The organism is Microbacterium sp. Root53 (assembly GCF_001426925.1).
Taxonomy (GTDB): domain Bacteria; phylum Actinomycetota; class Actinomycetes; order Actinomycetales; family Microbacteriaceae; genus Microbacterium.
The window spans coordinates 371,879-383,353 of sequence record NZ_LMFR01000001.1 but is presented as its reverse complement, the minus strand read 5'-3'; the positions used below and the strand labels follow the sequence as shown (position 1 = coordinate 383,353).

The window sequence follows — 11,475 nt, the reverse complement described above, 5'->3', positions numbered from 1 at the left end:
GGGTCTGCTGAACGAAGTGGTGACAGTTTCGGTTAGGCCGCGAGGGCCAGGTTCTGGTTCATGATGGTCTCGAACTCGATCGGCGTCAAACGGCCCAGACGGGCTTGCCGGCGGCGTCGGTGGTAGGTCCGCTCGATCCAGGTCACGATCGCGACGCGCAGCTGTTCTCGGTTGGCCCAGGCGCGGCGGTCGAGGACGTTCTTCTGCAGCAGGCTGAAGAACGACTCCATCGCGGCGTTGTCGCCCGCAGCGCCGACTCGGCCCATCGATCCGACGAGCCCGTGACGGGTGAGCGCGCGGGCGAAGCGCCGGCTTCGAAATTGCGATCCGCGGTCCGAATGCACGATGCAGCCGGCGACATCGCCGCGCATCGCGACGGCGTTCTCGACCGCGCGGACGGCGAGTTGCGACTTCATGCGGTCGCTGATCGAGTACCCGACGATCCGGTTGCTGAAGACGTCCTTGACGGCGCAGATGTAGAGCTTGCCCTGCCGGGTTCGGTGCTCGGTGATATCCGTCAACCACAGCCGGTTGGCCGCGGTCGCGGTGAAGTCGCGCTGCACGCGGTCGTCGAACACGGGCGGGCCGGCCTTCTTGCCGTTCTTGCCGCGCTTYTTCCCGAACACCGACCACACGCCATTGCGGGAGCTGTGTTTCCAGACCGTCCGATCCGACACCTCCCACCCGTTGTCGCGGACGGCGTCGGCGATGAGGCGATACCCGAACTCAGGATCGTCGGCATGCGCGTCGACGATCGCGTCGACCAGATGCGCCTGCRCCCAGTCACGGTCGGTCACGGGCTCAGCCAGCCACCGGTAGTACGGCTGGCGGGCGATCTTCAGCACCCGGCACGTCACCGCGACCGGCACCCGCATCGGGGCGTCCTTCGCGGCCAGCTCGCGGACGAGCGGGTACATCATTTTGGGGAACCACCGAGCTTGAGGTTCGCCTGCGACAGATACGCCGCGGCCTTCCGCAGCACCTCGTTCTCCTGCTCGAGCAACCGGTTCCGCTTGCGCAGCTCACGGAGCTCATCGGCCTCCGACTTCGTCACGCCGGGCTTGACCCCGGCTTCGACGTCGTCTTGGCGCATCCAGTTCTGCAGGCAGGTCTCGCTGATCCCGAAGTCCGCCGCGATCTTCCGCAACGGCACCCCGGCATCCCGACCACGAGCAACGCGAACCACGTCCTCACGGAACTCGCGCGGATAGGGCTTGGGCATGATGACATCCTCCCAGCGGCACCCTCAGGCACCACAGATCAGGTGTCACCTATTCGTTCAGCAGACCCCGGAACTCGCGCGGATAGGGCTTGGGCATGATGACATCCTCCCAGCGGCACCCTCAGGCACCACAGATCAGGTGTCACCTATTCGTTCAGCAGACCCGAACGAACCACATCCAAAACGGGACCAACGATGACAACACCCGCGAAATCACGCGGGCACTGAGCATCAACGATGCACCCACCGACCCGCAGAATCCACCTGAAAATCGTGAGGGCACGGGATCGACGCCCGTCGAGGCCACCACCTGAACCCCCGGTTCACCGGGGGTTCAGTGTCTCCGGGCCGGCTGGCGAGGCACGGTCACGCAGGCACGCGGAGGGGGTGCGGCTCCTGCACCACAGCCGTGCACCGTCCGGACGGTGCGCGGGGACGCGCCTCGTTGATGACGATCCGGATCAGACGTAAGCGTCGAACCGCTGGATCAGCAGGTCGGCGGCGCTCCCGATCCCGGCGATCGCCCAGGCTGTGATGACGACGGCGATGATCGCGGCCCATGCGATGTCGCCTTTCGGCGCACGAGAGACGACTCGTGCGACGAAGAGGCAGACGACCGTGACGATCGCGATCGTGCACCCCGCGACCGAGGCGAACGCCATACGCACGATGCCCTCGGCGTCCGGGCCGGTCCAGCTGTTGAACGCAAGACCGAGCGCTGCCGGCACCAGGACCACTCCCGTGACGAGCAGGAGCGGTGCGATCCACCACCGCTCACGCGTGGCGGGGATCTTCTGCGGCGCCTCGAGGTTCGTCATGGCGCGACTGTATCGGGTGGCATGCCCGCCGGGCGAGGGCTACGATCTGCGCCCGCTCACAGGCTCACCCGGCCGGGCGCAGGCTCATCAGCCCCCGGGACGCGACCTGCGTCATATCCAGCCTGTGACCGGCTAGGCGCGCGCCCACGAAGCCGCGCGGAAAAGCAGACGGAGGGGCTGCGGCTCCCTGCACCGCAGCCCCTCCGCCCGTCTCAGTCGGCGATGGCGTACGCCTTCTCGCCGTGGACCGTGAGGTCGATGCCGGCCAGCTCGTCCTCGTTCTTCACGCGGAAGCCGATCGTCTTCTCGATCGCGAAGCCGATCACGAGCGTGATCAGGAAGGAGTAGGCCGCGACCGACAGCGAGCCGATCACCTGCACGATCAGCTGCTCGAAGCCTCCGCCGTAGATGAGGCCCGTGCCGTTGGCGAAGAACCCGAGGAACCAGCAGCCCAGCAGGCCGCCGACGCCGTGCAGCGCGACGACGTCGAGCGAGTCGTCGAACCCGAGCAGGTACTTGAGCTCCACGGCGAGGCAGCACAGCACGCCGGCCAGAAGGCCGAGCACGATCGACCAGCCGGGCGTGAGCGAGTAGCACGCCGGGGTGATCGCGACGAGGCCGGCGATCGCGCCCGAGCCGGCGCCGATCGACGTGGCCTTCTTCTCCTTGAGCTTCTCGACGACGATCCAGCCGAGGATGCCCGCGGACGCCGCGACGAACGTGTTGAGGACGATCGTGCCGAGGCCGTCGAAGCCGACGGTGGCGGCGGCGCCCGCGTTGAAGCCGAACCAGCCGGTCGCGAGGATCGCGACGCCGATCAGTGCGAGCGGCACGTTGTGCGGCTCGTGCACGCCCTTCGCGAAGCCGACGCGCTTGCCCAGCACGATCGCCAGCGCGAGCGCCGCCGCGGCCGAGTTGATGTGCACTGCGGTGCCGCCGGCGTAGTCGATCGTCGTGGTCGAGAAGCCGAACGTGCTGCCCAGCGCGTAGATCCACCCGGTCGGCGTGCCCTCGGCGTCGAAGCCCCAGACCCATCCCTGCACCGGGAAGTAGTTGAGGGTCGCCCACAGTGCCGCGAACAGCATCCAGGGGCCGAAGCGCGCGCGGTCGGCGATCGCGCCCGAGATCAGGGCCGTGGTGGCGATCGCGAACGTCGCGCCGTAGAAGGTCGCCAGCAGCGTGCCGTTGTCGCCGGACGCCGCCATCGCGGCGAGGCCGAAGTCGGAGAACGGGTTGCCGAGCACACCCGGGATGAGGTTGCCCTCGCCCGGGCTGACCGTGCCCATGTTGAAGCCGTACAGCACCCAGAGCACGCCGACGATGCCCATGGCGCCGAAGCTCATCATGAGCATGCTGACGACCGATTTGGCCTTGACCATGCCGCCGTAGAAGAAGGCGATGCCGGGGGTCATGAAGAGGACGATGGCGCCGGCGACGAGATACCAGGCGAGTTGACCGCTGTCCATGTGAGGGTTCCTCTCGATTTCGGGTGGGGAGATGGATCAGATCAGGGCGACGGCCGCCATGACCGCGAGCATGAGGGCCATGCTCACGGCCTCGACGACCGCCGATCGTGGGGGGCCGGCGGCATGCGCACCGTCGGATGCACGCAGCATCCGGCGGATCAGCAGCGCCGTGCCGAGCGCATAGGCGGCGGCCGCCGCGACGGCGAGCGCGACGACCGCAGCGGCTGTGCCGCCGTGCGCGGCATGGCCGGCTGCGGCGCCGCCGTGGCCCAGGAGCATGGCGAGCATCGCGATCGCCATCGCGACGGCGCCCAGCAGCCGGTGCCACCACATCGCCGCCTGGCCGGGCAGCGCTCCGCCGGTCCGGACGGACCGCAGCACAGCGGACGTCAGGGCGGCCGCCGCCAGCAGCGCCGCGATGCCGAGCAGAGAGCTCGTGGTTCCGGGCGCGAGCGCGACGGCGAGCATCGCGCCGAGCATCAGAGCGGCGACCGAGACCGCCGCCGCCCGGGCGCGGCGCTCGCCGACCGTGCAGCACGCCGCGACCGTGGCGGGCACGACGGCCGCGGCGTGCAGGAGCTCCGGCATGGCCTCAGTGGCAGTGCGGGTGCTCGGGAGCCGCGGACTCGTGCTGCGGCGCGGACGTCGCGCACGCGCCGGACTCCGTCGGCAGGTTCAGCGTCGGGTTCTCGTCGAAGAAGCCGTACGGCTCGATGAAGAAGCCGGTCACCTGCTTCGGCATCACGGGCCAGTCCTCGATACGGACGACGTGGTTGAGGCCGAACGAGTGCCACATCACCAGGTCCTCGTTCACGATCGACTCGTCCGCCTCGATGTACTCGGGCAGGCCGCCGAAGCCGGTGGACTGGTTCGGGTACTCGCCGGCCGGGTAGCGCTCACCCTCCTCGAACTTCGACACCCAGATCGTGTTGGTCGAGAACTGGGCGCGCTTGGTGACCCAGTTGTCCGGATTCTTCTTCATCAGCACCGCGTTGGTCGGCATCAGGCGGTACGCCGTCTTCTCGCCGACCTTGTTCGTGCGCGACTCGCTCTCGACGTACCACCAGCGGTGCGCGAGCGGGTCGGCCGGGCGGGCCGCGGCCTTCTCGGTCTCGAGCAGCGTGCGCTTGGCGTAGAACGGGCTCGTCACCGGGTCGTCCGTCTCCTCGGCGACGGTCTCGACCTCGTAGACCGAGTTGCTGTCGCCGTCGACGGCCCAGTCCAGGCGCGCCGCGAAGATGTGCTCGTGGATCGGCGCGTACAGGCCGTCCTTGTTCAGCATCTGGCCGTAGCGGGTCGTCTCGCCGGGCGCGATGCCCGCCGTGGACAGGATGCCGGTCGCCTTGATCTCGAACTGGATCGTGCCGTCGAGGTGCAGGTACCAGTAGAACGCGTACTCGTAGTTCGCGTCCGTGACCACGAACGAGATCACGAGGCGGCGGCTGCGGCGCGTCTGGGCGTCGTTCGTGCGGAATTCCCAGTGCTTCCAGAGCAGCCCGTCGTCCTCCTCGTGCAGGCAGATCGCGTTCTGGATCGTGTACGGCTTGCCGACCGAGTTCACGAGCGTCGCATCGAAGTACTGGATGTCGCCGAGGCAGTCGCAGCCGAGCTGCAGCGAGTTGGTCATGTAGCCGAAGTTGTACTCGCCCGCGTCGAACGCGTTCTTCAGCTGCTGCGAGCGCCCGGGCGCACCGTAGGGCACGACCATCTCGGTCAGGCTCGCGCGGTGCAGGATCGGACGCAGCTCGCCCTTGTCGCGGAAGCCGACCCGGTGCAGCACGAGCCCCTCGCGCGGCGTGAACCCGATGTCGAACGACCAGTCGAGCCATTCGATGTGATTGCCGTCGACCGTGAAGTTGCGCCCCTCAGGGAACGAGATCTCGATCGGCTTGATGTCGGTGCGGGCCGGGCCCACGAAGTCGGGGTGGTAGTTGTTCTTCTCCCGCGGCATGTGCAGGAAGCCGTCGTCCTCGATCCCCATGACCTCCTGCGTGTTGAGGTCGACGAGCACCGTGAAGTCCTCCATCGGGTGCGCGTACGGGTTGTCGTTCGGCTCGAGTCGCGTGTACATGAGCGCGCGCATGATGCGCTTGCCGGCCTGGTCCTCGCCCCAGTAGCCGATCGACCAGGGCTCGGCGCAGACCAGCGACAGGTCGGTGATGCCGCGCTTGGCCAGTGCCTCCGCCACCAGGGGCGACGCGACGATCGCGGCCTCGCACTCGGCGAACTCGTCCATCATGATGGGCGGCTGCGTGCCGGCGGGCAGCTCGGTCCAGGACGTGACGGCCGACGCCGCCAGGTCGACCACGGCCTCGTAGGCGAGTCCGGTCGCGCGGTCGATCAGGACGGCCTCGGCCTCGCGCGTGGTGTCGCCGGAGCGCAGAGCGGCCTTGCTCGGCTCCTTGAGCGAGACGCTGCTGAACCGGAACGACTCCGCCGCGGCGGGACCGTCCTTCAGGAGCGCGACCGCCGTGGTCAGCTCGTCCCGCGTCAGGGGGGCCAGCGGCGCCAGCGCGATCGACGTGTCTTCTGTGATGCTCATCGGTGTGTTCCTCTCCGAGACCGCACGGGTGGGGAAGGAAGTGCGGGTGCTCGATGATCCCGAGGCGCCGTTTCACGGCGATGGCCTCCGACGCCCTCCGTCGTAACTCGTCGTGAGAAAGCCCGACGCGGGCCTTCTCAGCACGGTTTACGCGTCCGAAAGACGGGCGTCGCCGGACCACGCGCGCGCGGTGTGACAATCGCGGTGCCCGGCACTGCGCTCGCCGGGCGGGAAGGAGCCGCCGTGGCGACGATGCATGTCGCGCGCATCGCCTCGCGCTCCCCCGTGCGGGGGCTCCGGAGGCGCCGGTTGCCGTTCGCGGATGTGCTCGCGCAGGCGGTCGCGGCCGTGGTGCCTGCCGGCGTGATGTCGACGATCCCCGCTCTCGTCCTGCGCGCGACGGGCGTGAACCTGCTCCTCGCCTTCTCGCTGGCCCTCGGGGTCGTCCTGCTGGTGGCCGCGTGCGTGCGCCCGATGACGCAGCGGATGTCGTCGGTCAGCGGCCTGTACGCCTACATCGCGAAGGGGCTGGGCCCGGTCCCGGCCGTGCTGGGCGGGTGGTCGGCGGTGTTCGGCTATGCGCTGATCGGCATGACCGGGGTGTTCGCGGTCGGCGTCTACACGGGTCGCGCGCTGCGGACAGTCGGCTGGGCCGCTCCCGACCACGTGGTCGCGGCCCTGACGATGCTCGGCGCGGCCGCCGTCATGGCGGCGCTCATGATCCGCGGCGTGCGCGTGGCCGCGCGCGTGGTGCTGGTCGTCGAGTCCGTGGCGATCGGATTCCTGCTCGCTCTCATGTGGTGGTACCTGGCGACCGAGGGCGTGCCCGCGGTCTCGCCGGCGCCGGCCTCCGCCGCCGATCCTCGGCAGCTGGCCGTCGCGGTGATCCTCAGCATCGGCGCGTTCGTGGGCTTCGAGAGCGCGAGCACGCTCGGCGGCGAGGCCCGGCGCCCGCTCGCGACCGTGCCCCGCGCGATCCGGTGGACGCCGATCGCGACCGGGGCGCTGTACCTCGTCGCCGTCGCGTTCCAGGAGTACGTGCTGCGGCCGCGCCGCGGACCCGAGGACCAGGGCGCGCTGGTCGAGCTGCTGGCCACGTCGCCGTCGGTCGCGTTCGCGATCGACGTGTGCATCGCGACCTCGTTCTTCGCGTGCGCGCTCGCCTCGCTCACCGCCCTCGCGCGCGTGCTGTTCTGCATGGGCCGCGAGGGCGTGCTGCCCAGCCGGCTCGGCGCCACCCACGCGAAGCGCCGCACGCCGCACGTCGCGATCCTGCTGGCGATGCCCCCGGTCGCGGCCGTGCCGGCCGCCCTCGCGCTCGCGGGCGTCCCCGACGGCCAGGCGCTGACCGACCTGATCCTGCTGAGCGGGTTCGGGTACCTGGGGGCCTACCTGCTCGCGTGCGCCGCGATGCCCCTCCTGCTGCACCGGATCGGCGAGGCGCGCCGCCGGTCCTGGGCGCTCGCGGCCGTGGCCGTGACGACGCTCGCCGTCGTGGTGGTCGGCGCGACCGCGCTGCAGCTGGCGTGGGCGCCGCACCTGCCTGCGCTGTACGGCGCGGTCATGCTCGGCGCGGTCGCGCACGTGCTGTGGCTGCGCCGCCGGCGACCTTGGGCGCTCGCGCGAGTCGGCGTGTACGACGAGACCGTGCCGGGCGACCTGCTGGATCCACGACCGGCCGGGGCGTGACATGAACGCGCCCGCCGCCCGCACTCCGACCGCCAACGCCATGGCGGTGGTGCGGGCGGTCGCCCTCCTGGGCTTCGGCGCGACGGCCCGCGAGGTGTGCGCGTACCTGCGGATGCCGCCGGCCTCGGTCTACCGCATCCTGAACGGCCTGGTGGGTGACGAGTACCTCGTCCGCACGGGCGATCTGCACGGGTTCGGGCTGGGTCGCGCCGCCGCCGAGCTCGTCCAGACCATCGCGCCTCCCGTGGTCACCACCGCCGCCCGCGACGCGATCGACGCCTTCCGCGTGCGCGTGCGCTTCGGCGTCCACGTGCTGGAGTTCCGCGACCTGTCCCTGCTGGTGGCAGACGAGGACGCGGATCATCCGATCCAGGCGCGCGTGGAGCTGACCCGCGCGCTGCACGCGTCGGCCCCGGGGAAGCTGCTGCTCGCGCAGACGCCGGACTGGCGCACCCGCCGCGCGGGGGCCCTCACGCAGCTCACACCCGGCACGATCACCGATCCCGACGCGCTCGAACGCGAGCTGGCCGGCATCCGCGCCGCGGGCATGGCGACCGACGTGGGCGAGCTCGTCGCGGGGCGGGCGTGCCTGGCGGCGCCGATCGGCGGCGACCGGGAGCGGGCCCACGGGGCGCTGTGCGTCACGGGACCCGCCGAGCGGGCGGACGTCCTGACGGGCCTCGCAGACGAGGCTCGTGCTGTCGCGCGCGCCCTCGCCCCGCTGCTGTACTGACCCGGCGCCTCAGAGCTCGCCGGGGCGCATCGCCTCTTCGTCGATCATGCGGATGATGCGCTGGCCGGCCGTCTCGGTACCGGGCTCGCGCTGCTTGCGCGGCGCGTAGACGACCAGCGAGTGGAACACGAAGCGGCCGACGAACGCGAGCGCCAGCGTGATCGCGGTGGCCAGCACGCTCGAGATCTGCCACGACTCGACCATGAGCGCGAGCACGGGGATCCGGATGGCCGCCTCGGCGTTGTTGAACGTGAACGACGCCAGGAAGCGGCGCGTGAGGCCGGCGGCGCGGCCGCGCATGTCCGCGAAGACGAAGCGCTCGGCGAGCAGGAAGTTGCCGATGATGGTGGCCTCGGCCGCGATGATCGCGGCCCAGATGTACCCCATGCCGAGCGCGGTCAGCAGCCACACGATCGCGATGTTCGCGACCGCGCCCGTGGCGCCGATCAGCGCGAACAGCGACATCTTGCCGAAGCGCAGCCGCGCGAGGTGCACGAGGAACGTGATGCCCTGGCGCAGGCTCGCCTTGGACTCGCCCTCGACCCGCTGGTGGAAGCGCATCGGAACCTCGGCCGCGCGCAGGTCGCCCCGCACCAGCAGCTCGAGCAGGATCTTGAAGCCGCTGGGACGCAGGGCCTCGAGGTCCACGCGCGAGCGGTCGACCAGGAAGAAGCCCGTCATGGGATCGCTCGTGCCGTGCAGCCGCAGGGGGAACATCGCCTTGGTCAGCAGGGTCGCGGCCCGCGAGACGCCGAACCGCAGCGTCGTGCCGAGCCCGGTCGAGTCGCCGCCGCCGATGTAGCGCGAGGCCACCACCACGTCGGCGTCGCCGCGCGCGTGCCGGTCGACCAGCGCGGGCACGAGGGCGGGCGGATGCTGCAGGTCGCCGTCCATCACGACGCACGCGTCCGCGGCCGCAGCCTTCATTCCGGCGACGACGGCGCCGCCCAGCCCGCCGGCGCGGTGCCCGGCCGCGCGGTGGATGAACCGCACCGGGAGGGGCGCATCCTGCGCGACGCGCTCGATCTCGGCGGTCGTGCCGTCCTCGCTGTCGTCCACGAACAGGATCTCGGCCCGGCGTCCGGCGAGCGCGTCGCCGAGCTGCCGCACCATCTCCGCGACGTTCCCGCGCTCGTTGCGCGTGGGGACGATGACGGTGACGTCCACGCCGGCCCTCTCGTGTGTGCCTCCCCCGCGGCGCGCGGGCTCCTCTCCATCGTGTCATGCCCGCGCACGGCGCCCGCCCGGAGCCCGCTGTGCATCACGGCCGTAGGCTGGATGCATGACCTCGCAGGACGCCCCCGCCCCCGGCATCACGATGTTCGGCGCCGAGTGGTGCCGCGACTGCCGCCGCACGAAGGCGCAGCTCGACGGCCTCGGCATCGACTACACCTACATCGACCTGGAAGCCGACCCGGCCGCCGCCGAGGTCGCGAAGGACATCTCCGGCCGCACGAACATCCCCGTCGTGGTCTACCCCGACGCCTCGCACCACGTCGAGCCGAGCAACGCCGACGTCGAGGCGAAGCTGCGCGAGCTGAACCTCATCTGACGCCTGCGCGACGCGCCCGTCAGAGCTGGTCGCCCGCGACCGCGAACGTGTCGCAGGCACGCACGCCGCCCTCGCGGCCCGTGTCGAACCACCGCTGGCGCTGCTCGCTCGAGCCGTGCGTCCAGCTCTCCGGGTTGACCTGGCCGCCCGACTCCCGCTGGATGTGGTCGTCGCCGACGGTCGCGGCGGCGTTCAGCGCGTCTGCGATCTGCTGCTGAGTGGGCGGCTGCAGGTAGGGATCGCCGTCCGCGTCCTCCTGCTCCGTCATCGCCGCCACCCAGGCGCCCGCGAAGCAGTCGGCCTGCAGCTCGGTGCGCACGCCGTTGCTGTCGGGACCGCTGCCGTTGTTCGGGTACTGCTGGAACACCCCGATCAGGTTCTGCACGTGGTGGCCGTACTCGTGGGCCAGCACGTAGAGCTGCGCGAGGGATCCGGCGGACGCGTCGAACCGCTCGCGCAGGAGCCCGAAGAACGTCGGGTCGATGTAGACGGTCTCCTCGGGCGGGCAGTAGAACGGCCCCGTCGCGTTGGAGGCCGTGCCGCACTGGGACGACGTGGCCTGGTCGACGATGATCAGCTGCGGCTCGCGGTAGCCCTCGAGGTTCTCGGCCCAGAACTGGTCGATCGCCTCGGCGCCGAACACCATGCGGCAGGCGTCGTCCTCGTTCGCGTCGGCACCCGTCTGGCAGTCCTCGATGATCGCGCCGCCGCCCTGCTGCTGCGACTGACCGCCGCCCGTGACGCCGAGCAGCCCCGTGAGGTCCTGCCCGGTGAAGAGGCTGAACAGCAGCACCGCGATGCCGATGACGCCCACTCCGCCGCCTCCGGCGATCGCCGCCGTGCGGCCACGGCGCCGGGCGCGGGTGCTGCCGACATTCGCGTTCTCATTGAACGTCATGGCGACACGCTACTCGCCGGAGCGGCCGAGCAGGCACAATTGACATGGGCACGGGGACGGATTAGGAGGCCGGTATGGCGGACATCGCGCACGACGCACACGCGGAGGCCACCGACACGGCCCCGCTGCACCTGCCGCACGCCGCCGTGGAGTGCCCGAAGTGCTTCACCGAGCTGCAGCGCGACCGCGACTGGTGGCTCGCCCGGCCGGCCGGCTCGCGTCTCGTGGGGCTGGTCGTCGCCCGCGACGACCTGCCGTCCGTGGTGCAGCAGCGGGAGGACCTGACCCGCTTCGGCGTGCCGATCGAGGGGTTCCGCCATCCCGCCCCCGACATCCTCGAGTCGTGGGAGCACCGTCTGAACCGCCTGTTCGACACGTTCAAGCCGGGCGACGTTCTCGTGGTGACGAACGTGCAGGCGCTGGGCCGCGACGTGGACGAGGGCACCCGCACGGTGTCGGCGCTGTCGCGCCGCGGCATCGTGGTCAAGGTGCTGTCGCACGGCGCACGTCACCTGGATGCCGCGCCGACCGTCTGACGGGCCGAGCTCAGCCGCC

11 protein-coding genes are annotated in these 11,475 nt (G+C 70.7%); 4 read left to right on the top strand and 7 right to left on the bottom strand.

What is annotated here, in order from left to right; genetic code table 11:
• Positions 1 to 32 precede the first annotated feature (32 nt).
• The 5 genes from ASD19_RS01800 to ASD19_RS01775 form a co-directional block, all read right to left on the bottom strand.
• A protein-coding gene (locus tag ASD19_RS01800; protein WP_442922489.1) for an IS3 family transposase occupies positions 33 to 1,222 on the bottom strand; the annotation gives its coding sequence in 2 pieces (ribosomal slippage) (positions 33 to 953 and positions 956 to 1,222; 1,188 coding nt in all).
• Between the two features lie 461 nt (positions 1,223 to 1,683).
• Positions 1,684 to 2,040, bottom strand: a complete 357-nt coding sequence (locus ASD19_RS01790; protein WP_055988151.1) for a hypothetical protein — start codon at positions 2,038 to 2,040, stop codon at positions 1,684 to 1,686.
• A 212-nt stretch (positions 2,041 to 2,252) separates the two neighbouring features.
• Positions 2,253 to 3,506, bottom strand: a complete 1,254-nt coding sequence (locus ASD19_RS01785) for an ammonium transporter (protein ID WP_055988149.1) — start codon at positions 3,504 to 3,506, stop codon at positions 2,253 to 2,255.
• Between the two features lie 36 nt (positions 3,507 to 3,542).
• Positions 3,543 to 4,094 carry a hypothetical protein gene (locus ASD19_RS01780; protein ID WP_055988147.1) on the bottom strand — a complete coding sequence of 184 codons (552 nt, stop codon included), beginning with the start codon at positions 4,092 to 4,094 and terminating at the stop codon, positions 3,543 to 3,545.
• 4 nt (positions 4,095 to 4,098) lie between these two features.
• Entirely contained in the window at positions 4,099 to 6,048 is a 1,950-nt protein-coding gene (locus ASD19_RS01775) for a primary-amine oxidase (protein ID WP_055988145.1), read from the bottom strand.
• A gap of 252 nt (positions 6,049 to 6,300) precedes the next feature.
• On the opposite strand from ASD19_RS01775, the gene ASD19_RS01770 reads away from it, so the two are divergent.
• Both ASD19_RS01770 and ASD19_RS01765 read left to right on the top strand, forming a co-directional pair.
• Positions 6,301 to 7,737 (top strand): APC family permease, encoded by a 1,437-nt coding sequence (locus ASD19_RS01770; protein WP_235562942.1) that lies wholly within the window; start codon positions 6,301 to 6,303, stop codon positions 7,735 to 7,737.
• A 1-nt stretch (position 7,738) separates the two neighbouring features.
• Positions 7,739 to 8,470 (top strand): IclR family transcriptional regulator, encoded by a 732-nt coding sequence (locus ASD19_RS01765; protein WP_055988142.1) that lies wholly within the window; start codon positions 7,739 to 7,741, stop codon positions 8,468 to 8,470.
• A gap of 9 nt (positions 8,471 to 8,479) precedes the next feature.
• Here the strand turns inward: ASD19_RS01765 and ASD19_RS01760 are convergent, their stop codons facing one another.
• Positions 8,480 to 9,637, bottom strand: a complete 1,158-nt coding sequence (locus tag ASD19_RS01760; protein ID WP_055988140.1) for a glycosyltransferase — start codon at positions 9,635 to 9,637, stop codon at positions 8,480 to 8,482.
• A 115-nt stretch (positions 9,638 to 9,752) separates the two neighbouring features.
• On the opposite strand from ASD19_RS01760, the gene ASD19_RS01755 reads away from it, so the two are divergent.
• Positions 9,753 to 10,022, top strand: a complete 270-nt coding sequence (locus tag ASD19_RS01755) for a glutaredoxin family protein (RefSeq protein ID WP_055988138.1) — start codon at positions 9,753 to 9,755, stop codon at positions 10,020 to 10,022.
• 19 nt (positions 10,023 to 10,041) lie between these two features.
• Here the strand turns inward: ASD19_RS01755 and ypfJ are convergent, their stop codons facing one another.
• A complete protein-coding gene (gene ypfJ, locus ASD19_RS01750) occupies positions 10,042 to 10,920 on the bottom strand; it encodes a KPN_02809 family neutral zinc metallopeptidase (protein ID WP_055988136.1) in 879 nt (292 codons plus the stop codon).
• A 74-nt stretch (positions 10,921 to 10,994) separates the two neighbouring features.
• Between ypfJ and ASD19_RS01745 the strand changes: the two genes are divergently transcribed.
• Positions 10,995 to 11,456 carry a recombinase family protein gene (locus ASD19_RS01745; protein ID WP_156377064.1) on the top strand — a complete coding sequence of 154 codons (462 nt, stop codon included), beginning with the start codon at positions 10,995 to 10,997 and terminating at the stop codon, positions 11,454 to 11,456.
• The last annotated feature ends 19 nt before the right edge of the window (positions 11,457 to 11,475 follow it).